The following is a 22,880-nucleotide window of genomic DNA, read 5'->3' on the forward strand; positions in this document are numbered from 1 at the left end:
CGATTTAATGGTAAATAACCGATGATGCAAAAAGGGCCCATGGATCATCATGGGCCCTGCTAACAAACCAGCGTAATCGTCAGTACTTCAGATCCCGGCAGGCTGCGACTTGATGTAGCCCCTCATTCCCGTGCGTTCTTCGATCTCCCCCGAGCCGCTGATGTACCCAAAGCGGGACAGGTTGGGCATCAGCATCGCGGCAATGAACGTGATGGTGACGACGGCCGCGACGTAGAAGAAGAAATACTCCTCGATACCCTGCGAGCGAAGCGACAGGGCCACGTATTCGGCGGTGCCACCGAACGCCGCATTGCCGACGGCATAAGGAAACCCCACGCCCAATGCGCGTACCGCGGGCGGGAACAGTTCAGCCTTGACGATCCCGGCAATCGGGGTGTACAGCGACGCGATAGCCAGGCCGCCGAATACCAGGAGGAACGCAGTAAAGGGACTGCTGACCGATTGCAGCGAATACAGCAGCGGGATCACCAGCAGCATGGCCAACCCGGAAAACAGCAGCATGTGCACCTTGATCCCGATGCGGTCGGCGAGCAGGCCAAAGAGGGGCTGGCAGAACATGAAGCCGACCAGGGCGGCCGTCATGATGAAGCTCACCGTTTCCGGACTGAACCCCGCAGAGATCACGAGGAACTTCTGCATGTAGGTGGTGAACGTATAGAAGTAAAGCGAGCCGCCAATGGTAAACGCTACCACCAGTGCCACCGCGTGCTTGTGTTTGAACAGGCCGCGCAGCGAGCCGGCATCCTTGCGGTTCATGTCTTTTTTGGTGGCGGTTTCGTGCATCGCGCGGCGCAAATACACCACGACGATAGAGCTCAGGGCACCGATGAAGAACGGAATTCTCCAGCCCCATTCGCGCAACTCCTCGCCACTGAGCGTTTGTTGAAGAATGACCACGGTCATCAGGGCCAGCAGCTGGCCGGCGATGATGGTGAAGTACTGGAACGACCCATAGAAACAGCGCCGACCCGGCGTCGCGATTTCACTGATGTAGGTGGCGCCGGTGCCGTACTCGGCGCCTACGGACAGGCCCTGGATCAGTCTGGCGACCACGAGCATGACCGGCGCAGCCACTCCGATGGTTTCATAGGTGGGCATGACGGCAATCAGCAGGGAGCCGGCGCACATCATGAACACCGAGATGATCATCGATACCTTGCGGCCGCGAGTGTCGGCAATCCAGCCAAAGATCCAGCCGCCCAACGGACGCATGAAAAAGCCCACGGCGAAAACGCCGGCGGTTGCCAGCAGCTGGCTGGTGGTATCGCCCTTGGGAAAAAACGAAGCCGCAAAGTAGATGGCGGTATAGGCGTAGATGAAAAAGTCGTACCACTCCACCAGATTGCCCGAGCAGGCACCCATGATGGCTCTCACGCGGTTCGGACTTTTTACCTGATCAGGTCTTTCAGTGTGGTGTGTTGAATCGCTGGTTGATGCCATGGCGCAAGCCCTCGAATCTTATTCTTGTAGGCAGTCGAGCGCTTTTGGCGTCGACGTTGATTGCACGCTACCCCAGACCGACCAGGGTAATAAGCCGCCGGCCAGGCCTAACTGATATACCGAAATTTTATAGCTTGTCCTGCAGCCCCGGCGGGCTTGGGCATACAGGCACTCGCAGGTCACCACGCGCCATGCGACGCGGTTCCTGTGGCATTCCAAGGGCCGCTAATGCGTTTACACTGATCGAACATTCGACGCACTTCGCGCCGAGCCCGACCCTGACTGGCCTGTTAATGGATGTCGTTCAACTCAAGACCCTGATTCACGTCGCCGAGCTTGGCAGTCTCAGCAAGGCGTCCGACCGACTTCACATTGCGCAACCGGCACTGAGCAGGCAAATTCGCCTGTTGGAAAAAGAACTCGGCACCTACCTTTTTGATCGGCATGGTCGCGGCATGGAAATCACCGATGCCGGCCGTGAAGTCTTGGCGCATGCCACCCGAATCATGGAAGAAATGGAGTCCATTCGAAGTTCTGTTGCGGGCGGGAAAGCTTCTTTTCGGGGAACGGTGGTCATCGGTACGACGCCGACGGTAGCGGAAATTGTCACGGTGCCTCTGGTGCGCAAGATCAAGGAGGCGCATCCGGATCTCGCCATCAGGTTCTCCTCCGCCTTCAGCGGTTACCTGCTCGATTGGGTACAGCGTGGCGAATTGGAGCTGGCGATTTCCTACGATCCGCAACCCTTGCATACGCTGCGCATCGTGCCGGTGATGATGGAGAACCTGCTGCTGGTCGGCCCCGCCAGCGCCAACTTGCGCCTTGATACACCGGTGTCGTTCGAGTCTTTGGCCGAGCAGCCCTTGGTGTTGCCCAGCGCTCGCCACAGTCTGCGGGTGATTCTGGATAATTGTGCGCGTGAAGTCGGGATCAAGCTCAAGACCAGCGTTGAAGCCGATTCATTCGGCGCGATGATCGATCTGGTTCGCAATGGCTTCGGCTTGACTGCTTTGCCCCTGGCATCGATTTACGCGCAAATCGAAGCGGGCGTACTCAGTGCCGCGCCTTTGGTCGACCCCATTCCCATGCGCAAATTGGTCCAGGTCTTTGCCGCGGACAGGCGAGTCAGCCCGGCGGCAAAATTTGTTGGCGATGCGTTCATCGAGATTGCCGACGACCTGGTCAGCCGTGAAATCTGGGCAGGGCACATGCTCTGAACAACCTGCAATCGAATCCGTCGGACATTGTCTTGAGCACTCAAACGCCATTACCTGGCAAGTTCGGCATCTTCCTGTTGGGGATGCTGCAAATCCTGGTCTGGGGAGGTTCATTCTTCCTGATGGCCGTCATGGCCGATCCAATCATTGAAGAAACAGGCTGGGCAAGCCAGTGGGTCTATGGCGCGTTGTCCCTGAGCATTCTTGTTTCTGCGCTGCTGGCGCCGTTGATCAGTCGACTGATCGCCCGCCATGGTGGGCGTCCAGTGCTTGCCAGCAGTGGCCTGGGCGTCGCCCTCGGATTGTTCCTGATGGCCAGCGCCACTTCGTTGCCGCTGTTTTTACTGGCTTGGTCAGTCATCGGAATCGGCATGGCGCTTGGTTTGTATGAAGCGCTGTTCGCCTGTCTGGGTTCACTGTACGGGGAGCGCGCAGGCGGTGCGATTACAGGTATCACGTTGATTTCAGGGTTTGCGACAACGCTTTCCTGGCCGGCGGTTGCGCTGGTCATCGAGTCAGTGAGTTGGCGCTCGACGTGCCTGGCTTACGGCGCAGTGTTAGTACTCACGGTGGCTCCACTGTACCTGTGGGTGCTACCGAGAGGCTCGGTTTCAATCACAAGAAACAGCGCGTTGCACGATGGCAACCTCTCGATCGATCGACGGATCTACTGGCTCCTGACGATGGTGTTTGCGTTGGGTGCCGTGATCATGACGGCAATTTCCGTGCAGCTTGTGTCCTTGCTTCAAGGCCAGGGATATTCATTGGCCGCTGCCATCGGTTTCAGCGCTTTGCTGGGCCCGAGCCAGGTAGGCTCGCGGGTCCTGCAAGTATTTTCGCGCAAGCGTCACCCCATCTGGACGACCTTGATCTCTGTGGTGCTGGTGGCAGTCGGCCTGTCGGTCGTGACCCTGGCACCGGCCATGACGGCGCTCGGCCTGGTGCTCTATGGTGCCGGCAATGGTTTGCGAGCGATCGTCCGGGGGCTGCTGCCACTGACCCTGATGTCGCCAGCGCAGTATGTGTTGCTGATGGGGCGGATGGCTCGACCTTCACTCATCGGACAAGCACTCACCCCCCTTGCCGGTGGTTACCTTGTGCAAGCGTGGGGGGCGGGCGGTGTGCTGGCTGGACTCAGTTCGCTGGCTGTGTTGAATGTGGCACTGGTGTCGTGCCTGTTGCATCGGGTTCGAAAACAATGACAGTTCACCCGCGTGCTTTCTTCAGCCCTTTCAAACGTACTTTCGCCCTTTGCACGGCGGCCATTTTTTCCGGCCTCTTCATGCGTTTCCACTGCCTGATGTCTTCCTTGCTGCGTCCGCAGCTCACACACAGATCGCCGCTCAACTGACAAACCGATATGCATGGGTTTTCGATTTCCTTGGCCATCGTCAATAACCCCTGGACACGCCGAGTTGAGCAAGGCGCTTCTGCCAATCGCCGCAATGGCTGCGTTGGCACTCCTCCTCAGAGTCGAATCGAACAGTGTGATCTGAAGGCTTGAGATCAATGTCTGCCTCCTTCAGTGCGATAGCCGTCAGCTCTAGAATCCGCACTTTCGAGTCAGCCTGGGCAAGTTTCTTGTCGGCCAGCGTTTCGAACACCCAGGTCACTTTCAGCGTTTGGGCAAGCGCGTTCAAGTCAGCCGTATGGGTGAGCCAGGTAAAACCTTTGATTTCAGATTTTGCCGTTTCGCAGGCGTCGGTCAGTGTCGCTATCAAACGGCGCTCGATCCGTGCAAGTTCACGTTTGCCCAGGGGCATGGCGGGCTCCTTTGGAGATAAAAACGGGGGGCGCTTTCGAAAATCAGGCAGATCGAAACTCGACCGTCAGGTGGCTGACTTCGTGAACGGTTTTAAGTCGTTCACGAATGCTTTCGGCATTCGCCGAAGCTTGGCCAATGACGCTGACGATAGCTGCATGTGCTTCTGGTCCAACTCGCCAGACGTGCAGGTCGGTAATGGTTGCATCGCCAAGCCTCTCAACCAGTTCGCGGATCTCCTCTGCAACGTGCTCATCGGTTTGATCCAGCAGAACGCTTGCGGTGATGCCCATCAAGCTCCATGCCCAGCGCGCGATGACAATGGCACCCACGATGCCCATGACAGGATCCAGCCATACCCATCCGAGGTACCGGCCAGCGAGCAATGCCGCAATCGCCAGGACGGAGGTCAGCGCATCCGCCAAGACGTGGAAGTAGGCTGATTTCAGGTTGTTATCGTTGCCGTGATGTCCGTGGCCATGATGGTCGCGATCGCGATCGTGGTCATGACTGTGACCGTGGCCAAGCAGCAGTGCACTCACGATGTTGACGATCAAACCGACAATCGCAATGAGCGTCGCGGTGCCGAACTGAACCTCGGTCGGCTGCAAGAGACGCATGACTGACTCTACGCCGATTACCAGGGACACCACGCCGAGAATGAGCGCCGATGCGAACCCGCCCAGGTCCCCGACCTTTCCGGTACCAAAGCTGTAACGCTTGCTCGAGGCGTGGCGCTTTGCGTATCCATAAGCCGCCGCCGCGATCCCCAATGCACCGGCATGGGTCGCCATATGGAAGCCATCGGCAAGTAACGCCATCGAGCCTGTGATGTATCCGGCGGTGATTTCACCCACCATCATCACCAGGGTAAGCGCTACGACCCAGAGGGTGCGTTTGGCATTCTCATCGTGCGAGGCACCAAGAAATACGTGGTCGTGTACGTGATTGATCCGGGAGCTGCTCATGACCCTGTACCTACGGGATTCATTTGGAATAGCGGCGAATGGCTTCAAGCAGCTCTTCGACACCCTTGTTGCGTTCCTCTTCGCTGAGCGCGGGGTTTGCGACATGCTCCCGGGCGTGATCCTCAATGATTTCTTCCATCAATCCGTTGATAGCGCCACGTGTGGCAGCGACCAGATGCAATGTTTTAGCGCAGTCCAGATCCGACTCCAACGCACGCTCAACGGCCTGGATTTGTCCAGCGATGCGTTTAACGCGTTTGAGAAGATCGTCTTTGTTGGAAGCAATATGACCCACGGGATACCCCCTTACTTATGCGGAGTAAAGTATAGGTATACCCCCTATACCTATACAAGCTCTGTTTGAGGGTGCGCTCGCGCCAGGTTCTCTTGATTGCCTACTCAAGTAGCGACAGCGTCTTGAGCAGTTCCTGAAGGCCCTCAGGTACCAGAGGGGAGGCGGGACTGAAATCCGTGCTGTCGCACCATCTGGCGATGAACGATGCCCCGTCGCTTTCGTGGCCTGTCAGTTCCTTTGCTTCGTAGACGAGTTCGTCATCGAATCTGGCGTCATAGACCTGAACGATTTCGTGCCCCGGCTTACCGGCATAGGTGAAGAGGCTTTCCAGAGTGCCCAGCAGACGAACATCATGAACCGACAAGCCCAGCTCCTCCTGCACTTCCCTGACAATGGCATCAGCACTTCTTTCACCAAACTCGATACCGCCACCGATGGGGCGGTAGAGGGTTCGTTGGTTTTCGTTGTCGTGGAACTGGTTGACCAGGATCTTGCCGCGATGATGAAAGATACAGAGGGCGAGGGGACGGATGCGATGTTCGGACAACGGTGGAACTCCTTTGTGGTGTTGGGCAAGTCCGTTTTGAAGTGGCGGTGATCGATGTAGGGAACCCGCGCATCAATCATGGTATACAACCGGCCCCGGCAGAGCACGACAACGTAGTGCTGCCTGAGGTGTTCTAAAACGACAAGGAGTCCCTTCATGAAGATGAACGCATTGGTTCCAGAGATGATTGTCTCTGACGTGCAACGAAGCCTGGCATTTTACTGCCAGGTGCTTGGCTTCCAGGTTGAATACGAAAGGCCTGAACACAAGTTCGCTTTCCTGTCTTTCCAGGGCAGTCAATTGATGCTGGAAGAGGACGACTTGCAGGCGTCGTCGCCATGGCGGGTTGGCCCTCTGGAACCACCCTATGGCCGAGGCATGAACCTTTCGATCCGTTGCGCGGATGCCAACGCCTTGGCCAAGGCCATCGAAGACGCCGGCATTGCATTGCGCAAGCCCATCGAAGAGTGCTGGTACCGCGATAACGAGCGCGAGCATGGAGAGTTGAATTTCCTGGTGCTCGATCCGGATGGCTATCTGTTGCGATTCAATCAAAGCCTGGGGTTCAAGGCTGTCGAACGCTGATCCCTTGACCAAACGCAGCCCCCTGAGTAGGAGCGAGCTTGCTCGCGATGGCGCCATGGACAATGCATAAATCCAGCAAACACGCGTTATCGTTGACGTCCATCGCGAGCAGGCTCGCTCCCACAGTTGATCTCGAATGTTCTGAAAACCTGTGCTCACCTTCGATCTAATGTAGGAGCGAGCCTGCTCGCGGCATCGACTCAATTTTGCGACTTGTCCCAAATCTTTCTTGGGTTTTTCCGACTTTATTCCGCTTTTTAAGCTTGCTGAAACGTTTCATCAAGTTTATAAAAATGGCACAACTCCAAGAAAGGCTGCTGCCATGACCCCGCTCAAACTCTTTGTTGCCCTCAGCGCACTGTCCGCTGCCTCCCACGCCATGGCCTGGGATTACGTTCTGCTCGACACCGACAAAGCCGCCCAGAACTGGCAGATCACCAGCCAGCAACTCGGCATAAAAACCGACAAACCCTTCAGCGTTACCCTGCGCACCTTGCACGGCGGTCGGCAAGAGGGCGTCAGCATCGTCGACATCGATAACGGCACGATGAAACTCTCGGTAGTGCCGACTCGCGCAATGAACGTCTTGCAGGCCTCGGTCGGCAATGTGCGCATGGGCTGGGATTCGCCGGTCAAGGAAGTGGTCAATCCGTCCTTCATCGAACTCAATGGCCGCGGTGGTCTGGGCTGGTTGGAAGGTTTCAATGAGCTGGTCACCCGCTGCGGATACGAATGGGTCGGCCACCCAGGCGTCGACAACGGCGAACTGCTGACCCTGCACGGTCGGGCCGCCAACATTCCTGCGAACCAGGTCACCCTGCACATCGATGAAAAACCACCGTACGCCATCACCCTGCGCGGCGAACTGAAAGAGCAGGCGTTCAAGAAGGTCGACTTCTCCGTCGCGACCGAACTGGTCACTGAACCCGGCAGCGTAGTGTTCGCCCTCAACGATACCCTGACCAACAACGGCGACTATCCGAAGGAATACCAGGCGCTGTATCACAGTAACTTCAGCACCCCGTTCCTGGAGCAGGGCGCTCGTTTCGCCGCGCCGGTGAAACAGGTGTCACCGTTCAACGACAAGGCCAAGGGCGATCTGCCCGACTGGCAAACCTACCGCGCACCGACCAAGGACTACGACGAAACGGTTTACAACGTGGTGCCGTATGCCGATGCCAAGGGCGATACGTTGACCGTGTTGCATAACAAGGCCGGCAGCCTGGGCGTTTCGGTCGGCTTCAATACTCTGACACTGCCCGTTTTTTCCCTGTGGAAAAACACCGATACCCAAGGCCAGGGCTATGTCACGGGGCTGGAGCCGGGGACAAGTTTTTCCTACAACCGCCGTTATCAGCGGCCACTGAACCTGGTACCGACAATTGGGCCGAAGGAACACAAGCAGTTCCGCATCAGCTACAGCTTGTTGGCGGATAAGGCGGCTGTGGATAAGGCCTTGAAGCAGGTGAGCGAGATTCAGGGTGGGCGGGAGACTGAGGTGCGGCAGACGCCGTTGGTTGATCTGACCAAGGGGTAAGCATTGTCGGCCGACATTGCAGCGCCTCGGCCAAATTTTCGCGTCTGATCCCGTCGGCTTGTTCAAGGTCCGCCAGTGTACTCGCGACCTTGAGCAGTCGGGGCATTCTCACACCACAGCTTCGGCGTCAGCCTTGATAACTGATTTGCGATACGTCAGCAAAACGATGCCAGTGACCACAATCACCCCACCCAGGATCTGCCCCGCATTGAGCATTTGATCCAGCACAATCCAGCCCATCAGCAACGTCGCCAACGGCTCGATGTTCATGACCGGCGCATTGCGCGGCATGTCCAGCCGAGGCACCGAAATGAACAGCACGATAAATCCGGTGCCGTACAGCACGACCAATGCGGCCAGGGCCAGCCATCCGGTCGAGGTTGCGGGCAGGCTTAGTCCGCCTGGCACGGCGCCAGTCAGTCCCGCCAGATTGACGCTGCTGAAGACGATGAAAATGGTCAACAGACTGCGCACCGAACCACGTACCTTAGACAACTTGTGGTCGGTGATCCACAGCGCGCAGGCGAACACGCTGGCGGCACAGAACGCGAGCGCGACGCCCAGCAGCCATTGCGGGCCGACGCTGGTCGTGGTCGAAAGGCGCCCGGGGACATCCAGCACAAGCATCAGCCCCACCAGAATCAACCCCATCAACGAAGCGGTGCGTGCGGTCGGTCTCGGGCCACCCATCGCCCAAGTGAGCAACGCCAGCAGTATAGGGAACACGTTGGCCACCAGCAGCGCCAGCGCTACCGGGACTCGTGCGACGGCGGAGTACAGACACAGGCTCTGCGCCGTGATCAGAAGGCCCAACAGCAATTGCCAGCGCCATGCACCCGCCGGAAGACGCAGACTTTGTCTTTGCCACAGCACCAGGCTTGCCAGCACCAGCAAGGTCCCGCCAGATCGCATCAAAATCGCCAGCAACACACCCGCGCCATCATCAAAAGCGACTCGCGCCGCCACATGGTTACCGGCGAACGCACAGCCCATGCACAAAAGAATGATTACGGCGAGATGGCGGGGGAAGGGCGGTACGGTTTGCGCGAAGATAGGGCGGGGCATGGCAGATCTCGAAGGGTGATAGGCCAACTCGGGTATGGCGTGGGGGGCTTTTAGTGTGTTGTCGTACAACCTTGTCGATTTGTACCGTGTTCGGGTAGGTTCGGCAAGAGCGATTGGAAGGGCAATAGGCTTTGTTGCCAGGCTTCAAGGCAGTTTGTTCGGCGCCATAATTAAAGGGTGGAGATCGTATGACCTTATTTCGCAGGGCGTGAAGCTGCCGGTCAGCAGCGGTTGCCGCGAAGTCTGCTACGCGTGGCCACCTTGGTCGGTCCTGACCGTAACTAGCCCTTTGGACGTGACGCTCAAGGAAAACTGAAGATGATTGCGGAGCAAAAAATTCACTGACGTACGGTATTGAATTAAATAATCCATTGATTTACTCTCGATCCCACGTTGTACGAGATCAACCGCTGTTAGCACCTAAAAAAACAAACAATCGGGAGCAAACATGAAAGCGAAAGTGATGTTGGGATTGTTCATGACCGCCGCAGTTTCACTGCCAGCCTGGGCTGCGGACTGGACCGTAGGTGCTAACGTTGGCAACGTGCCCTGGGAGTTTCAGGATTCCAAAGGTGAGTTCGTCGGCTTCGAAGTCGATGTTGTAAAAGAAGTGGCCAAACGCGCCGGAAAAAGCGTCGAGTTCGTCAATATTCCCTTCAACGGCCTGTTCAGTGCCGTGCAATCCAAACGTGTTGAAATCGCTATCTCTTCAATCACTATTACCCCGAAACGTTTGGAGTCGGTAGCCTTTGCGCAGCCTTACTTCGACAGCGACCAGTCGCTCACCGCACTGACCACTTCCAAGGTCAAAAGCCTGGCTGACATGAACGACAAGGTGGTGGGTGTCGACACTGGCTCGACAGGTGACATGTGGATCGGCCAACACAAGGACGAGTACAAGTTCGCCGATGTCTCGCGCTATGAAGGGCTATCGCCGGCCATGCTCGATCTGGCTTCCGGACGAATCGATGGCTACCTCAGCGACATTCCTGCGGTGCTCTACTACATCAAGGACAAACCGCAATATTCCATCGTGGCGCGTATTCCCACGGGTGAACGCTACTCGCTGATGCACGCCAAAGGTTGGGCGATGAGCGATCAGGTCAACGACATCATCAGCAAGATGAAAGAAGACGGCACCTTGGGGAAAATCCACAAACAGTGGTTCGGCGCCGACGCCGATCAAGACTCGAGCACCATGAAAGTGACCGCCGTCCTCAAGTAAGCCCTGCTGATGATGCATGTAAGTGGCGACGCCGGTTCGCCACTTGTATTGACCGAGGTATCCCATGGATCTTTTGCAGACATTCTTCAACTGGAACGTGCTTGTCGATTCGCTTCCGCTGATGATGCGCGGTTTGGGCGTGACCATTTTGCTTGGGGTAGTGAGCATTGCCCTGGGCCTGGTGGGCGGGCTATTGCTGGCATTGCTGCGGTTGTACTCCTACGCACCTGTTCGAGCACTTGCGCGTATCTACATCGATATCATGCGCTCTATTCCACTGTTGGTTTTACTGGTACTGATCTATTACGCGCTGCCTTTTGTCGGCATTCGCCTGTCGTCTTTTGCGGCCGCTGCCAGTGCGCTCTCGCTTGTCTCCTGCGCCTACAGTGCGGAGATTTTTCGGTCAGGCATCGAGGCCATTCCCCGTGGCCAGTTCGAAGCATCGGCTTCTCAAGGCATGAGTTTCTTCAACACCATGCGCGACGTGGTTTTGCCGCAAGCTATCCGCATCGTGATGCCGCCCATGACCAGCAATTGCATCAACGTGATGAAAGACACGGCGCTCGCCTCAGTCGTGGCGATGCCTGACTTGCTGAAGCAGGCAACCCAGGCGCAGGCACTGGCAGCTAACCCGACACCGCTGGTGGGGGCAGCCTTGCTTTACCTCTTGCTGCTGTTGCCGCTGGTGCAGATGGTCAGCTGGGTTGAGCGTCGTAATGCCTCTGGAGGAAAAACCGCATGAGCACGTTGATCGACATTGAAAAGCTCGACAAGTATTACGGCAACTTCAAAGCGTTAAGCGATATCAATCTGCAGGTTGAAGAAGGTGAAGTGGTGGTTATCCTTGGTCCGTCCGGCTCGGGAAAATCGACCTTGATCCGTTGCATCAATCTGCTTGAAGACTACCAGCAAGGCCACATTCGCGTGGCGGGTGAACGGGTTGAAAACGGCCCGCGACTGGCTGCCATCCGCAGTGAAGTAGGCATGGTCTTTCAAAGTTTCAACCTCTATCCGCACCTCACTGTTCTCGACAATGTGTCGCTGGCGCCGATCCGGGTTCGCGGTCTGAGTCGTCGTGATGCGCATGCTCGGGCCAGGGAATTATTGGTGAAAGTCGGCATGGGCGATCACGCGCACAAATATCCGAGCCAATTGTCTGGCGGCCAACAGCAGCGTGTTGCCATTGCCCGCACCATGGCCATGGAACCTCGCGCAATCCTGTTCGACGAACCGACTTCGGCACTGGACCCGGAAATGGTCGGCGAAGTACTCGATGTCATGCAGAACCTCGCTCGCTCCGGCGTCACGATGGTCGTGGTGACTCACGAAATGGGCTTTGCCCGGCGGGTCGCCGACCGGGTGATCTTCATGGAAAGCGGCCGGATTGTTGAGCAGAACATCCCTGAACCGTTCTTTACCGCACCTCGGGAGCCGCGCACACAAGCGTTCCTGCAGGCCATCCTGCACCATTGAATCCGGCTGGAGAAAGTAGAGTGAATCCTCTCGATATCGATTACGTTCGCAAGCAGTTTCCAGGTCTGGCCGATGGTTATGCCTACATGGATAACGCTGGAGGTTCGATGGTACTGAACACGGTGGCTGAGCGGGTTTGTGATTACCTGCTGCACAACAGTGTGCAACTGGGTGCTTCCTACCAACCCTCCGTTGTCGCTGGCGAGCGAGTGATGCAGGCGCGCCACTCGGTCATGCAGTTGATCAACGCCGAGCACCCCGAAGAAGTGATCATGGGCGGCTCGACCACCCACTTGTTGCAAATACTGTGTCGCGCCATTGCCCCGTCAATCGTCCCAGGTGATGAAATCATCGTCACCAATTGCGATCATGAGGCCAACATCGGTCCATGGGTCAAACTGTGCGAAAGCCGTGGTGCGACCTTGCGCGTGTGGAAGGTCAATCTAGACAGTTGTGAGCTGGAGTTGGATGACCTGCAGGTCTTGCTCAATGACAAAACCCGTTATGTGGCCATGACCCACACCTCGAATATTCTCGGTTCGGTCAATCCCGTCGCCGAGGTTGCGCGGCGTGTCCATGCCGTGGGCGCAAAGCTGTGCGTGGACGCCGTCGCTTATGCGCCACACCGACTGGTGGATGTGCAGGCCAGCGGCGCCGATTTCTACGTCTACAGCTTCTATAAAACGTTCGGCCCGCACTTTGCCGTGCTCTGGGGGCGTCGCTATCTGTTGCTGGAATTGCCGAGCCTTAACCACTTCTTTATCGGTCAGGATGTGGTGCCTTACAAATTGCAGCCGGGCAACGTCAACTACGAGTTGTCATTCGGTTGCATCGGCATTACCGACTACCTGCTCGACATCAGCACCCGGCTCGGCGTGCAAGGCAGCGAGCGCAAGTGCATGCAGGCTGCGTTCGATGCCTTCGAGGTGCAGGAGGATTTGCTCGCCGAGCGTCTGCTGGCATTCTTGCGCCAGCGCGAGGGCGTTCGGATCATTGGCAAAGCGAATACCCGCAATCGAGTGCCGACGATCAGTTTCGTGGTCGAGGGCGTACAGTCAGAGGCTGTAGTGCGCAGGGTCGATGAGCACCGCATTGGCATTCGTTTCGGTGACTTCTATGCACGGCGACTTATCGAAGCCCTTGGGCTTGACCAGTTTGGCGGGGTAGTGCGGGTGTCGTTGGCGCATTACAACACGCTGGAAGAAGTCGACCGCCTCATCACTGCGCTGGATCAAGCAATCAACGCGTTGCGTTGACGGGCGCACACACTTCCAATTTTACGAGCCTTCACTATGGCCTTACCTGAAACCCTTGCAGAGCTGCGTGACTGTATAGCGGCCCAGCACGAACAACTGACCGGCCGTCTGCGCGATGCTGCCCGATTCCTGATCGACAACCCGCATGAGATCGCACTCAACACGGTGGCCGAACTGGGTAAGCGCTCGAGCATCGCGCCTTCCGCTTATATTCGGCTGGCCCAGGCCCTTGGCTTTGCAGGTTTCAAGGATTTGCAGCGGCTGTTCCGTGCACCGCTGCAACAGGCAGCCGACACTCACAGCGAGCGTATTCGGCACTACGGCGGTGAGACGTTGCTGGAGGACCCGAGTGACGTCGGCGGGATTCTGCGTGAGTTCAGCCAGGCCAATATCGTTTCCCTGGAACACCTGGCCGAAGGCGGCGAGCAGGCCAATATCGAAGCCGCCATCGCCCATCTGCAAGTCGCGCGCACGACTTTCGTTATCGGCATGCGCCGTGCCTTTCCGGTGGCGGCGTATCTGAGTTACGCATTGAGTCGTGTAGGCCGGCGAGCCGTGCACATCAGCGGTGCTGGCGGCACGTTGCCGGAGCAGGTCAGCGCCATTGCCGATGATGATTTGTTGATAGCCGTCAGCTTTCCACCTTACGCCCATGACACCGTTGAGGCTTGTCGTCAGGCGCGCCAGGCAGGCGTGACGCTGGTGGCGATCACTGACAGTGTTCTGAGCCCTATCGGGCAAATGGCCGATACGGTGATTGAGGTCAACGACGCCGAATTACTGGGCTTTCGCTCGCTCACCGCTTCGTTCTGTATTGCTCAAACCCTGGCCATGGGGCTGGCCTTCAGCGAGTGGCAATCGGACAGCACCTTCAACCATGACCGGCTGAAAGATATCGACTGCTAAGTCGCTACTGTCACCACGTACTTATAAAACCCGTCACTTCAGGAGAATATCCCGATGGTTTCACCTGCACGCGATTTAGTGGGTTACGGTAGACAACGCCCGAACGGCACCTGGCCAACTGGCGCACGTCTGGCCATCAGCCTGGTGATCAACTACGAAGAAGGCTCCGAACGCTCGCTCGCCATGGGCGACCCGGACCAGGAATCCATGACCGAATGGGGCAGCTATTCAATACCCGACGGCACACGCAATCTGGCGATGGAATCGATGTATGAGTACGGTTCTCGCGTCGGGATCTGGCGAATTCTGGATATTCTCGACCAGCAATCGGTTCGCGCGACTTTTCATGCCTGCGCAGTGGCCTTTGAGCAAAACCCTGATGTTGCACGCGCTGCAGTTGCAGGTGGTCATGAAATTTGCAGTCACGGTTATCGCTGGGAGGAAGTGTTTCGCCTGACTGAAGAGCAGGAGCGTGAACACATGCGTTTGGCTATCGAGTCATTCGAACGCACCTGCGGCAAGCGTCCCGTTGGCTGGTATTGCCGCTACGGCGCCAGCGTCAATACCCGTCGGCTGGTCGCTGAAGAGGGCGGTTTTCTCTACGACTCCGATGCCTACAACGACGATGTTCCCTACTTTGTCGAGGTCGAGGGCAAGCGTCATCTCGTGGTGCCTTACACCGCCGACGTGAACGATTTCCGCTACTGGAATTCTCCGGGGCTGTCGCAGGCATCGGACTTTTTCGAATACATGAAAGAAAGCTTTGAAGTCCTTTACGAGGAGTCGGCTGAAGGGCCTCGCATGATGTCGATCGGGCTGCATCCACGTATGGTGGGTCGCCCCGGACGAGTCAGGGCGATCAAGCAGTTCATCGAGTATGCCAGGCAACACGGCGGTGTCTGGTTTGCTACGCGCGAAGAAATCGCCCGTGCCTGGCTTGAACGAACTTGATTGAAGACACGCGCCGCCTGACCGGCTGGGGCCGGTTACTTCTGCAAGAGGCCTGATATGCAACCTTTTGATACGGTGATTCGCAACGCCCGCGTGGTAACCGCCGCGGACACGTTCACCAGCGATATCGGTATTCGTGATGGGCGCATCGTCTCCCTTGGCCTGGACCTGCCGCAAGGCCACCAGGAAATCGACGCGGCAGGCCGGCATGTCACCCCCGGTGGCATCGACAGCCACGTGCACCTTGACCAGCCGACTGGGGACGGCTCGGTGATGGCTGATGACTTCTTCAGCGGCACGGTCTCGGCGGCCTGCGGCGGCACCACCACCGTCATCCCGTTCGCCTGCCAGCAGAAGGGCGAAAGCCTGCGCTCTGCCGTCGATGACTACCATCGTCGGGCGGGTAACAAGCCTGTGATCGATTATGCCTTCCACCTGATCGTCACCGACCCCACCCCGCAGGTGCTGCGTGAAGAACTGCCGGCCTTGATTGCTGAGGGCTATACATCGTTCAAGATCTACATGACCTACGATGCGCTGAAGCTGGGCGACCGGGAGATTCTCGAGACATTGTCGGTCGCGCGCCGTGAGGGCGCCATGGTGATGCTCCACGCCGAGAACAGCGATTGCATCGCCTGGCTTACCGAGCGACTACTGGCGGCCGGGCTGACCGCGCCGCGCTACCACAGCGCGTCGCGGCCGATGCTGGTGGAACGCGAAGCGACCCATCGTGCCATCGCCCTTGCCGAGCTGGTGGACGTGCCGATCCTGATCGTGCACGTGTCGGGTCGCGAGGCCGTGGAGCAGATTCGCTGGGCCCAGAGCCAGGGGTTGAAGGTGTACGCCGAAACCTGCCCGCAGTATCTGTTCCTGACCGCCGACTCGCTGGGGTGCGACGACAGCTTCGAAGGAGCCAAGTGCATCTGCAGCCCGCCGCCGCGCGATGCCGCAAACCAGCAGGTGATCTGGGATGGCCTGGAGAATGGCTCGTTCGAGATTTTCTCGTCAGACCACGCACCCTTTCGCTTCGATGGCCCGAATGGCAAGAAGGCCCACGGTGAAGAGGTGTCGTTCGACCAGATCGCCAACGGCATTCCCGGTGTCGAAACCCGTATGGCACTGCTCTGGTCCGAAGGCGTGCGCAATGGGCGCATCACCGCGCAAAGCTTTGTCGCGCTGACCTCCACCAATGCCGCCAGGATGTATGGACTGTATCCGCGCAAGGGCAGCATCGCCATTGGTGCCGATGCCGACCTGGTGATCTGGAACGAAGGTGAGTCGGTGCACCTGTGCAACGAAATGCTGCACCACAACGTCGATTACACGCCTTACGCCGGCATGACGCTGAGCGCCTGGCCGGCCATGACCCTGTCTCGCGGTGAGGTGGTCTGGGACGGCGCGCCGCGCGGTGAGGCGGGTCGCGGCCGGTTTCTGACGTGCGAGCGCCCGGCGCCCGCGCAACTGCGCCGACGCAAGACTGAGTTGCAATGGTGAGTGCGATCGCGCAGGTGGCCAGCCGAAGCAGTGGCGCGGCACTTTAAAGATCATCGTTTTTGTGAAATCACATCGCCCATGTATTGATTCAAATCGCGCAGATCCTTCACGCTCCATGCATGCGGCGATAGCTTTACACCATTCTCGCGCAAGGTTCTTGGAATCAAGTCGCCATTTGGGCGAAGTATTATCGAAGAGACAATCACGCCCGGATAATCATTCAATCGTTTCTTGAAAGCGGAGGTTGTCAGATCAGGCGTAGGCGGATTGCTTTTATTGGCCAGCGGGCCTGTTGCCTTGATATCTGTTCCGTGGCACATGCTGCATCGCTGTAGATAGAGATTTTTTCCATTGGCATTCTCCGCGAAGGCCAGTGAAGTTTGCGTCAGCGATAATATTCCTAGCGAAGCGATGAATAGTATTTTCATTGTTTTTATCTTCCTTGATGGGCTCAGCGTCGATTGGACGCCATTTGATGCGCGGGAAAGATATCAGCCGTCGCGTCGGCGCCCAAGCAATTGCGAGCGGGGCGTCAAGATGGCCAAGGCAACCGCCACGATGAAGAGCGCCGGCACGTCACCTGCCAAGTGCCCCATTTGCCCCGGCTGGGTGGCCGCCTGGACGGCCATGATTGCTCCGTGTACGGCGCTGGACCACACGGTGAACCAGATCAGGCTCAGATTGGCCAATGGATCACGTGCGGCCAGGATCAAGAACACGCCAAGTGTGGCGTAGATGCCAACGATCATCATCGGGTAGTCCGAGTGACCGACGTGCCAGGCCCAGCCGGACGGCCAGAACAACATCAGTGGGTAGAGCGCGAGGCACGCGAGGCCAGCCAAAACCAGAACGACGCGCAAATACCTGAGGCGATCGACTACGATCATGGCGGACTCCTCTTTGGGCCTGACTCTAAATTGCCCCCAAGTAGACCAAGCATAGCTACCCATTTGCTATCGCTCCGTCCATCGGCTGCTTCTGGCCCGAAAACGGCCCTGTCGCAAAGGGCAGCAATCGACCCTTCGTCGCCTCCCGACGGATTACACTGTTCAAGGCGTTTACTGCTGTCAGGCCTTGCATCTCCAGAGGGGCGCGCGCGATGAGCAACGAACCAGTGGCACCTGAGACGAAAGGGGTGACCGTGAAGTTACTGGCCACGATGGACCTGGGTCCCGAGATCGAGGGGATGGCGGGGCGCCAACTTAGAACGCGTATGGTCACGATCGAGCCTGGCGGCGTCTTCGGGCCGATCCACAACCATGTGGACAGGCCAGGCAGCGTCTACATCCTGCAAGGCACGATCACCGATCATCGAAATGGCGTCGCCACGGACTATGGGCCGGGAGTGGGTTGGCCCGAGGACAGGAACACCACGCACTGGCTCGAGAACAGAGGCACGATCACGGCGGTTGAAATCTCGGTCGATATCGTCAGGCAGGCGTGAGTGTGTCAGCGCAGGGTGTGGGATTGATCCGCCAGGCCGCAAGCCTGCCCCGATTCCTTGCGCAGCGCTTCTGTCATGCGCAGCGTGAAGGACGGGGTGGCGCGGGCTTTGTCGCGAAGCGATCGCCGGTGCAGTTGCAGAATTCAACGTGATCAGAGCGCTTTTCAATCAACAGGATTGAGTACCGCACGCAAAAGCGCTTGCGCCTCGCGGGTGACGCCTTTGCTGATCAGTTTTTCTGGCAAGCTGGAATGATCCAGGAAAAGATCGCGCAGACGGTTCAAGGGCGCTGGCACACCGTGATAAAGACGCCCAAGGAACCGGGCGAACGCCGTCGTCTGGTTGGTGTAATTGACTCGTTGCTCGTCATACCGTCGCAGCCCGATCTCCAGCGCTTTGGCGTCGCTGAGGTCGCGCCCTCGCAAATACTTCGCAAGGAAGTAACCATCTTCAATGGCCATGCCGGCACCGTATGCAGCGTAAGGAGAAGTCGGATGCGCGGCGTCGCCCATGATGGTCACGCGTCCCTTTGACCATTGCTTGAGCGGATCTCGATATTTCACGACCCAGCGGAACAGATTATGCGAGGTATCCGTTGCCTCGAGGATCTGCGGCACAGGGTAGGAAAATCCGTTAATGCGTTCACGCACGTAGGCAGCTGGATCTGTCGGCTCAACCTGGTTCTCTTCGCATTTTTCGACGAACCACCATTCAAAGCAGTCCTTGTCCTTGTATCGAAGCGGTGCGTAGCCCATCTGATAGGCGTGGTTGTGCTGGATGACGATTTTTTTGCGCTCAGGCCCCTGTAGTTCGCACCAGCCCAGCCAGACTGCAATGCCAAGGTGCTTGAGCTCTGATGCTCCCCACAACTGCTCACGTACTTTTGACTGAACACCGTCAGCCCCGATCACCAGGTCCGTGTCGTAAGCCTGACCTTCTGCAAAGTGAACAGTCACGCCCTGGGCATGTTCCTGGTAATGGCTGAAGCTGTGGTTGGGGACGATCATGTCAGCCGGGGCCGCCGCCAGCAGACGCTCATAGAGGTCGGATCGCATCATTGCGGATTGCCATCCGGTTACGCCGGCCTGCTTCAACAATTCCATATCAATGTCAAAGTTGACTCTTACGCGTCCATCGTGACGGCGAAACTCTGGAAGGCCAGCCGCAAAAATATCATCCACCTGGACCCCCAAGCCGCGCAGGATGACGATGCCCGTGGCATTCAGAATGATTGCGCCACCCAGCGGTCGCAGTTCGGGATGACGCTCGAAGACCTTCACCGAAAAACCTGCCTGGTGCAACGCCACACCCGCAGCGATACCGCCAGGGCCGGCGCCGATTATCGCTACGCGCTTGCCTTTGACCCCCAGGCTGGTGGGTGCGCTGACTTTGGATTCGATCATCTTTGGCTACCTCGCTTTTATTGTTATCCGTGCGCTGCCGACAGGAGCGATAACGCATTGCGGGGTACCTTAACGACGCTGAGCGTGGCAGCGCCAATCGCTTACTTCGCTATCTGGCATCGTAAAGTGCGATGCCAGGTATCTGGATTTATCGTTTGTCTTGTGAACACGAATAATCAAATCCAGACGTCGTTCAAAGCCGTCCGCTCACCCCCTTCGTGCCCGGTATTCAGAACCCCTCGCGGCTCGATCATCATGATTTTCGCTTCTCCGTGCGCTGCTGTCCTGTGCTCCACGCCACGTGGCACGACATACAATTCGCCCGGGTGTACATGAACGCAGCCCTGCGGTAGATCGATGCGCAAAATGCCTTCGAGCACCAGGAATGCTTCATCAGTCTCCGGGTGCGAGTGCCAGACGAACTCACCTTCGATTCGCACGACCTTGAATTGGTAGTCGTTCATTTCTGCGACGACCCTTGGGCTCCACTGTTGCTCGATCAGCGAAGCCTTTTGGGCCAGGTTCACAGGGTGTGATACGCGTTGCTGAGTGAAGTCGGACATGACGGATCCTCTGTAGTTGAAGCCGTCAGCCTATCGAACCAAAAGCATGCAGTTCTTGTACGATCCTGCAAGTCAGCGGGTGGAACGCAAGCGTTCAAGCCAGCGCAAAGGCGACACGCCGTAGCTGCGAGTGAAGTGCCGGGTCATGTGGCTCTGATCGTGAAAGCCTGCGGCCAGGGCGGCATCGACCAGGGTGAAGCCATCGAGGATCAGCCGACGAAAATTGTCCAGGCGCCGAAGCGTGACAAAGCGGTAGGGACTGGTGCCGTACAGTGCCCGGAAGTCCCGTGACAGACTCCACTGTTCGCGTCCACTGGCCTTTTCCAGCATCTGCAGTGTAATGCCCTGGTGAAGATGCTCCATGATGAACGCCCTCGCGCGCTCGGCCGAGCGGTAATCGAGGCGTTTGCGGCCGCGCGGCTTGCCTCCGACCGCACGCAACGCCATTGCCAGGTCGTAGAGGGCGTCCTGCTCCTCAAGAATTTCCAGGGGATGATCCAGTGCCTGCACGAAGGCTTCACTGGCGCGGAACAGACGCAGGTCGCATGACAGTCCGCCAGCAATGAAGGGCAGCGACTCACCGCCGAGAACGTTTTGAATAAGCGCCGGATCGATGTAGGCCATGCGGTAGCGAAAACCCGCATCAGTACCCGCCATGCCGTCATGGACTTCGTCAGGGTGCAGCACAAGTGTGTTGCCCGGCACGCCGTGGCACAGCGCACCCTTGTAGTGAAAACTCTGCACGCCAGCGAGGGTGCGGCCGATCGAGTAGGTATCGTGGCGATGTGGGTCGTAGCCATGGCTGCCGAACCACGCTTCGATGCGCTCGACGCTGCCAGGTTGAGCGCTACGTATGACCCAATCCGAGGTGGCTGGCCGACCTGCTTTTCCTTTCATGATCAGATTTGTCCGCTGGTGCGCCACCTTGAAGGGGATTCGGCGTCTTACTTGTGGAACTATACCGCTGCCTGAGTTCAATTGTCCTTTGAGCGTTCTTACAGGTCGAAATCAGCTCCGGTGAGCAGTGCCTCATAATCAGTTGCTGCAGCGTTTCACCTCTACTTGTATCCTTGTTCAAGGACGAATGGCTGCAGCTATGGGCCTGGCCCGATAGTCGCTGGAACGGAAAAGCGGACTTTCCATAAGGTTGAAACGTGAAGCGTGATACCCATCTTGTTGTGCTTTTGCTGCTGGTTATCGGTTGTTCCCTGGCGTCATTGACTGTCTGGAAGGTATTGGCCTCTCGAGAGCGGGCACTGGAGGACGTGGATGTCCATGGCTTGAACCTCACCCAGGCGCTCGCCACTTACTCCGAAGGCATTGTCCGGCAAAGCTCGCTGCTGTTGCTCGGGCTGGTCGAACGCCTGGAAACCGAAGGCAGCGGCCCTGCGCAGATTGAGCGGCTCAGTGCATTGATCGACCGCCAGGTGCCGCTGATGCCACAGCTCAGTGGTATCACGGTCTACGATGATCAGGGACGCTGGTTGATGTCTTCCAACCGGCCGATTCCAGCCGGGGCGAACAGCACTGATCGAGCCTATTTCATTTATCACCGCGACGATCCCTCCCGCGAGATCTTTATCGGTCCGCCCATCCAGAGCCGCTCCAATCACGAATGGGTAATCACCGTCAGCCGTCGTTTCAATCGTCCTGGCGGCGAATTTGCCGGCGTAGTGGCGGTCACCTTGGGGATCGAAAACTTCCTGCGCCTGTTTGGAAAGATCGACGTAGGGCAGGAGGGCGCTATCGGCTTGTCCTATACCGACGGTACGCTGCTGGTTCGTTATCCTTTTCGCGAGCAGGACATGGGGCGCAACTTTTCCAGGTCGCCCATCTTCGCAAAGTATCTCGTCGATCGATCAGTCGGTACCGCGTCGTTTACCTCCAGCCTGGACGGCGTGGAGCGGCTTTACGCCTTCCGCAAGAGTGATCAGTTGCCGCTGGTCACTACCGTGGCACTCGGCAAGCACGAAGTCCTCGCCGCGTGGCGAACGGAGGCATTGCTGTCCGCGGTGGTGGTGACGGGGTTGCTGGGACTGACCGGTCTCATCGGTTGGTTCTTGATCCTGGATATCCGTCGGCGTACCCAGGCCGAAGATCGGTTGCGTGGGGCCCAGCAGCAATTGCTCTCGTCGAATCGGCAACTCGAGCTGCTGGCGATGAAAGACGCCCTTACCGGGTTGGCGAATCGGCGCTGCTTCGATGAGAGCCTGGCCATGGAAGCCCGGCGAGCACAGCGTGAGGGAACGACGCTGGCGTTGCTGATGATTGATATCGACTACTTCAAACGCTTCAACGACTCGCTCGGGCATCTGGCTGGCGACGCATGCCTGCAGACAGTTGGCCGGATTTTCGAGGCGTGCGTGAGGCGACCGTCAGACCTGGTGGCGCGTTATGGCGGGGAGGAAATTGGCATCATCATGCCTGACACCGACAGTATCGGTGCCGCGGTGGTGGCGCAGCTTATCCTCGACCGTTTGAAGCAAGAGCATATACCCCACAACTCCAGCCCGTTCGGACGGCTGAGTGTGAGTATCGGGATTGCTACCGCCACGGGTTCCCAGCTGAACCATTTGCAAGGGTTGATCGAGGTGGCAGACCAGGCTCTGTATAACGCCAAGGCGTTGGGACGTAACCAGTTTGTGAGGGGGCGAGGGTGACAGGTGCCTTGCTCGCCCCCTAAGCGGGCGTCAGGCCGTGCTCCCGTAGGCGCTGTCGCAGGCTGCGA

At 57.9% G+C, this 22,880-nt stretch carries 25 protein-coding genes and 1 pseudogene; 13 read left to right on the forward strand and 13 right to left on the reverse strand.

The genetic code is table 11. From position 1 onward, the window contains the following. Positions 1 to 87 precede the first annotated feature (87 nt). A complete protein-coding gene (locus ACYP2Q_RS06985) occupies positions 88 to 1,461 on the reverse strand; it encodes an MFS family transporter (protein WP_459729829.1) in 1,374 nt (457 codons plus the stop codon). Between the two features lie 293 nt (positions 1,462 to 1,754). Here ACYP2Q_RS06985 and ACYP2Q_RS06990 point away from each other — a divergent pair, with 293 nt between their 5' ends. Together ACYP2Q_RS06990 and ACYP2Q_RS06995 are read left to right on the forward strand one after the other, a co-directional pair. Next, entirely contained in the window at positions 1,755 to 2,678 is a 924-nt protein-coding gene (locus tag ACYP2Q_RS06990; protein ID WP_459729831.1) for a LysR family transcriptional regulator, read from the forward strand. Between the two features lie 83 nt (positions 2,679 to 2,761). After that, positions 2,762 to 3,880 carry an MFS transporter gene (locus tag ACYP2Q_RS06995; RefSeq protein ID WP_459729832.1) on the forward strand — a complete coding sequence of 373 codons (1,119 nt, stop codon included), beginning with the start codon at positions 2,762 to 2,764 and terminating at the stop codon, positions 3,878 to 3,880. A gap of 4 nt (positions 3,881 to 3,884) precedes the next feature. Here the strand turns inward: ACYP2Q_RS06995 and ACYP2Q_RS07000 are convergent, their stop codons facing one another. The 5 genes from ACYP2Q_RS07000 to ACYP2Q_RS07020 form a co-directional block, all read right to left on the reverse strand. After that, positions 3,885 to 4,067, reverse strand: a complete 183-nt coding sequence (locus ACYP2Q_RS07000) for a DUF1289 domain-containing protein (protein ID WP_459729833.1) — start codon at positions 4,065 to 4,067, stop codon at positions 3,885 to 3,887. Positions 4,068 to 4,069: 2 nt separating this feature from the next. After that, a complete protein-coding gene (locus ACYP2Q_RS07005) occupies positions 4,070 to 4,441 on the reverse strand; it encodes a hypothetical protein (protein ID WP_459729834.1) in 372 nt (123 codons plus the stop codon). A gap of 43 nt (positions 4,442 to 4,484) precedes the next feature. After that, on the reverse strand, positions 4,485 to 5,408 hold the full coding sequence (gene dmeF / locus ACYP2Q_RS07010; RefSeq protein WP_459729835.1) for a CDF family Co(II)/Ni(II) efflux transporter DmeF: 924 nt from the start codon (positions 5,406 to 5,408) through the stop codon (positions 4,485 to 4,487). 19 nt (positions 5,409 to 5,427) lie between these two features. Beyond that, positions 5,428 to 5,703: a metal/formaldehyde-sensitive transcriptional repressor gene (locus tag ACYP2Q_RS07015; protein ID WP_299835372.1), complete on the reverse strand. Its 276-nt coding sequence runs from the start codon at positions 5,701 to 5,703 to the stop codon at positions 5,428 to 5,430. Positions 5,704 to 5,803: 100 nt separating this feature from the next. Beyond that, positions 5,804 to 6,250 carry an NUDIX hydrolase gene (locus ACYP2Q_RS07020; RefSeq protein ID WP_459729836.1) on the reverse strand — a complete coding sequence of 149 codons (447 nt, stop codon included), beginning with the start codon at positions 6,248 to 6,250 and terminating at the stop codon, positions 5,804 to 5,806. A 156-nt stretch (positions 6,251 to 6,406) separates the two neighbouring features. On the opposite strand from ACYP2Q_RS07020, the gene ACYP2Q_RS07025 reads away from it, so the two are divergent. Both ACYP2Q_RS07025 and ACYP2Q_RS07030 read left to right on the forward strand, forming a co-directional pair. Then, positions 6,407 to 6,835: a bleomycin resistance protein gene (locus tag ACYP2Q_RS07025; protein ID WP_459729837.1), complete on the forward strand. Its 429-nt coding sequence runs from the start codon at positions 6,407 to 6,409 to the stop codon at positions 6,833 to 6,835. Between the two features lie 322 nt (positions 6,836 to 7,157). Continuing rightward, on the forward strand, positions 7,158 to 8,372 hold the full coding sequence (locus ACYP2Q_RS07030) for an aldose 1-epimerase family protein (protein WP_459729838.1): 1,215 nt from the start codon (positions 7,158 to 7,160) through the stop codon (positions 8,370 to 8,372). Here the strand turns inward: ACYP2Q_RS07030 and ACYP2Q_RS07035 are convergent. Together ACYP2Q_RS07035 and ACYP2Q_RS07040 are read right to left on the reverse strand one after the other, a co-directional pair. Then, positions 8,371 to 8,472, reverse strand: a pseudogene (locus ACYP2Q_RS07035) (magnesium chelatase subunit ChlI family protein); the annotation flags it as partial. The gene ACYP2Q_RS07030 and the pseudogene ACYP2Q_RS07035 overlap by 2 nt on opposite strands. Before the next feature lie 8 nt (positions 8,473 to 8,480). After that, positions 8,481 to 9,437, reverse strand: a complete 957-nt coding sequence (locus ACYP2Q_RS07040) for an EamA family transporter (RefSeq protein WP_459729839.1) — start codon at positions 9,435 to 9,437, stop codon at positions 8,481 to 8,483. A gap of 448 nt (positions 9,438 to 9,885) precedes the next feature. Between ACYP2Q_RS07040 and ACYP2Q_RS07045 the strand changes: the two genes are divergently transcribed. From ACYP2Q_RS07045 to hydA, 7 genes are all read left to right on the forward strand, one after another. Then, entirely contained in the window at positions 9,886 to 10,662 is a 777-nt protein-coding gene (locus ACYP2Q_RS07045) for a transporter substrate-binding domain-containing protein (protein ID WP_406591128.1), read from the forward strand. Between the two features lie 64 nt (positions 10,663 to 10,726). After that, entirely contained in the window at positions 10,727 to 11,404 is a 678-nt protein-coding gene (locus ACYP2Q_RS07050; RefSeq protein ID WP_027923846.1) for an amino acid ABC transporter permease, read from the forward strand. Next, complete coding sequence (locus ACYP2Q_RS07055) at positions 11,401 to 12,135, forward strand: amino acid ABC transporter ATP-binding protein (RefSeq protein WP_459729840.1); 735 nt, start codon at positions 11,401 to 11,403, stop codon at positions 12,133 to 12,135. The genes ACYP2Q_RS07050 and ACYP2Q_RS07055 overlap by 4 nt, the downstream gene beginning before the upstream one ends. Positions 12,136 to 12,155: 20 nt before the next feature. Continuing rightward, complete coding sequence (locus ACYP2Q_RS07060) at positions 12,156 to 13,391, forward strand: cysteine desulfurase-like protein (RefSeq protein WP_459729841.1); 1,236 nt, start codon at positions 12,156 to 12,158, stop codon at positions 13,389 to 13,391. Positions 13,392 to 13,427: 36 nt separating this feature from the next. After that, positions 13,428 to 14,297, forward strand: a complete 870-nt coding sequence (locus ACYP2Q_RS07065; protein ID WP_459729843.1) for a MurR/RpiR family transcriptional regulator — start codon at positions 13,428 to 13,430, stop codon at positions 14,295 to 14,297. Positions 14,298 to 14,351: 54 nt separating this feature from the next. Next, positions 14,352 to 15,248 (forward strand): allantoinase PuuE, encoded by an 897-nt coding sequence (locus ACYP2Q_RS07070; protein ID WP_459729844.1) that lies wholly within the window; start codon positions 14,352 to 14,354, stop codon positions 15,246 to 15,248. Between the two features lie 57 nt (positions 15,249 to 15,305). Further along, positions 15,306 to 16,742, forward strand: a complete 1,437-nt coding sequence (hydA, locus tag ACYP2Q_RS07075; protein ID WP_459729846.1) for a dihydropyrimidinase — start codon at positions 15,306 to 15,308, stop codon at positions 16,740 to 16,742. A 50-nt stretch (positions 16,743 to 16,792) separates the two neighbouring features. Here the strand turns inward: hydA and ACYP2Q_RS07080 are convergent, their stop codons facing one another. Together ACYP2Q_RS07080 and ACYP2Q_RS07085 are read right to left on the reverse strand one after the other, a co-directional pair. Then, a complete protein-coding gene (locus ACYP2Q_RS07080; protein WP_459729848.1) occupies positions 16,793 to 17,170 on the reverse strand; it encodes a c-type cytochrome in 378 nt (125 codons plus the stop codon). A gap of 63 nt (positions 17,171 to 17,233) precedes the next feature. Then, positions 17,234 to 17,629 carry a DUF6632 domain-containing protein gene (locus ACYP2Q_RS07085; protein WP_459729849.1) on the reverse strand — a complete coding sequence of 132 codons (396 nt, stop codon included), beginning with the start codon at positions 17,627 to 17,629 and terminating at the stop codon, positions 17,234 to 17,236. A 212-nt stretch (positions 17,630 to 17,841) separates the two neighbouring features. Between ACYP2Q_RS07085 and ACYP2Q_RS07090 the strand changes: the two genes are divergently transcribed. Then, positions 17,842 to 18,186 (forward strand): cupin domain-containing protein, encoded by a 345-nt coding sequence (locus ACYP2Q_RS07090; protein WP_459729850.1) that lies wholly within the window; start codon positions 17,842 to 17,844, stop codon positions 18,184 to 18,186. A gap of 164 nt (positions 18,187 to 18,350) precedes the next feature. Here ACYP2Q_RS07090 and ACYP2Q_RS07095 read toward each other — a convergent pair whose 3' ends face one another. The 3 genes from ACYP2Q_RS07095 to ACYP2Q_RS07105 form a co-directional block, all read right to left on the reverse strand. Next, positions 18,351 to 19,589 (reverse strand): FAD-dependent oxidoreductase, encoded by a 1,239-nt coding sequence (locus ACYP2Q_RS07095; RefSeq protein ID WP_459729851.1) that lies wholly within the window; start codon positions 19,587 to 19,589, stop codon positions 18,351 to 18,353. 176 nt (positions 19,590 to 19,765) lie between these two features. After that, positions 19,766 to 20,152, reverse strand: coding sequence for a cupin domain-containing protein (locus ACYP2Q_RS07100; protein WP_459729852.1), 387 nt, complete (start codon positions 20,150 to 20,152; stop codon positions 19,766 to 19,768). A gap of 72 nt (positions 20,153 to 20,224) precedes the next feature. Continuing rightward, positions 20,225 to 21,049: an AraC family transcriptional regulator gene (locus ACYP2Q_RS07105; protein ID WP_459729853.1), complete on the reverse strand. Its 825-nt coding sequence runs from the start codon at positions 21,047 to 21,049 to the stop codon at positions 20,225 to 20,227. A gap of 257 nt (positions 21,050 to 21,306) precedes the next feature. Between ACYP2Q_RS07105 and ACYP2Q_RS07110 the strand changes: the two genes are divergently transcribed. Continuing rightward, positions 21,307 to 22,812, forward strand: a complete 1,506-nt coding sequence (locus ACYP2Q_RS07110; protein ID WP_459729854.1) for a GGDEF domain-containing protein — start codon at positions 21,307 to 21,309, stop codon at positions 22,810 to 22,812. Positions 22,813 to 22,880: the final 68 nt, after the last annotated feature.

Source organism: Pseudomonas sp. MHK4 (assembly GCF_054600775.1).

What these genes read in the sequence shown, in the direction of transcription:
- ACYP2Q_RS06985 (WP_459729829.1), bottom strand. Translation starts at nt 1,461, where the DNA reads ATGGCATCAACCAGCGATTCAACACACCACACTGAAAGACCTGATCAG.
- ACYP2Q_RS06990 (WP_459729831.1), top strand. Translation starts at nt 1,755, where the DNA reads ATGGATGTCGTTCAACTCAAGACCCTGATTCACGTCGCCGAGCTTGGC.
- ACYP2Q_RS06995 (WP_459729832.1), top strand. Translation starts at nt 2,762, where the DNA reads ATGCTGCAAATCCTGGTCTGGGGAGGTTCATTCTTCCTGATGGCCGTC.
- ACYP2Q_RS07000 (WP_459729833.1), bottom strand. Translation starts at nt 4,067, where the DNA reads ATGGCCAAGGAAATCGAAAACCCATGCATATCGGTTTGTCAGTTGAGC.
- ACYP2Q_RS07005 (WP_459729834.1), bottom strand. Translation starts at nt 4,441, where the DNA reads ATGCCCCTGGGCAAACGTGAACTTGCACGGATCGAGCGCCGTTTGATA.
- dmeF (WP_459729835.1), bottom strand. Translation starts at nt 5,408, where the DNA reads ATGAGCAGCTCCCGGATCAATCACGTACACGACCACGTATTTCTTGGT.
- ACYP2Q_RS07025 (WP_459729837.1), top strand. Translation starts at nt 6,407, where the DNA reads ATGAAGATGAACGCATTGGTTCCAGAGATGATTGTCTCTGACGTGCAA.
- ACYP2Q_RS07030 (WP_459729838.1), top strand. Translation starts at nt 7,158, where the DNA reads ATGACCCCGCTCAAACTCTTTGTTGCCCTCAGCGCACTGTCCGCTGCC.
- ACYP2Q_RS07040 (WP_459729839.1), bottom strand. Translation starts at nt 9,437, where the DNA reads ATGCCCCGCCCTATCTTCGCGCAAACCGTACCGCCCTTCCCCCGCCAT.
- ACYP2Q_RS07045 (WP_406591128.1), top strand. Translation starts at nt 9,886, where the DNA reads ATGAAAGCGAAAGTGATGTTGGGATTGTTCATGACCGCCGCAGTTTCA.
- ACYP2Q_RS07050 (WP_027923846.1), top strand. Translation starts at nt 10,727, where the DNA reads ATGGATCTTTTGCAGACATTCTTCAACTGGAACGTGCTTGTCGATTCG.
- ACYP2Q_RS07055 (WP_459729840.1), top strand. Translation starts at nt 11,401, where the DNA reads ATGAGCACGTTGATCGACATTGAAAAGCTCGACAAGTATTACGGCAAC.
- ACYP2Q_RS07065 (WP_459729843.1), top strand. Translation starts at nt 13,428, where the DNA reads ATGGCCTTACCTGAAACCCTTGCAGAGCTGCGTGACTGTATAGCGGCC.
- ACYP2Q_RS07070 (WP_459729844.1), top strand. Translation starts at nt 14,352, where the DNA reads ATGGTTTCACCTGCACGCGATTTAGTGGGTTACGGTAGACAACGCCCG.
- hydA (WP_459729846.1), top strand. Translation starts at nt 15,306, where the DNA reads ATGCAACCTTTTGATACGGTGATTCGCAACGCCCGCGTGGTAACCGCC.
- ACYP2Q_RS07080 (WP_459729848.1), bottom strand. Translation starts at nt 17,170, where the DNA reads ATGAAAATACTATTCATCGCTTCGCTAGGAATATTATCGCTGACGCAA.
- ACYP2Q_RS07085 (WP_459729849.1), bottom strand. Translation starts at nt 17,629, where the DNA reads ATGATCGTAGTCGATCGCCTCAGGTATTTGCGCGTCGTTCTGGTTTTG.
- ACYP2Q_RS07090 (WP_459729850.1), top strand. Translation starts at nt 17,842, where the DNA reads ATGAGCAACGAACCAGTGGCACCTGAGACGAAAGGGGTGACCGTGAAG.
- ACYP2Q_RS07095 (WP_459729851.1), bottom strand. Translation starts at nt 19,589, where the DNA reads ATGATCGAATCCAAAGTCAGCGCACCCACCAGCCTGGGGGTCAAAGGC.
- ACYP2Q_RS07100 (WP_459729852.1), bottom strand. Translation starts at nt 20,152, where the DNA reads ATGTCCGACTTCACTCAGCAACGCGTATCACACCCTGTGAACCTGGCC.
- ACYP2Q_RS07105 (WP_459729853.1), bottom strand. Translation starts at nt 21,049, where the DNA reads ATGAAAGGAAAAGCAGGTCGGCCAGCCACCTCGGATTGGGTCATACGT.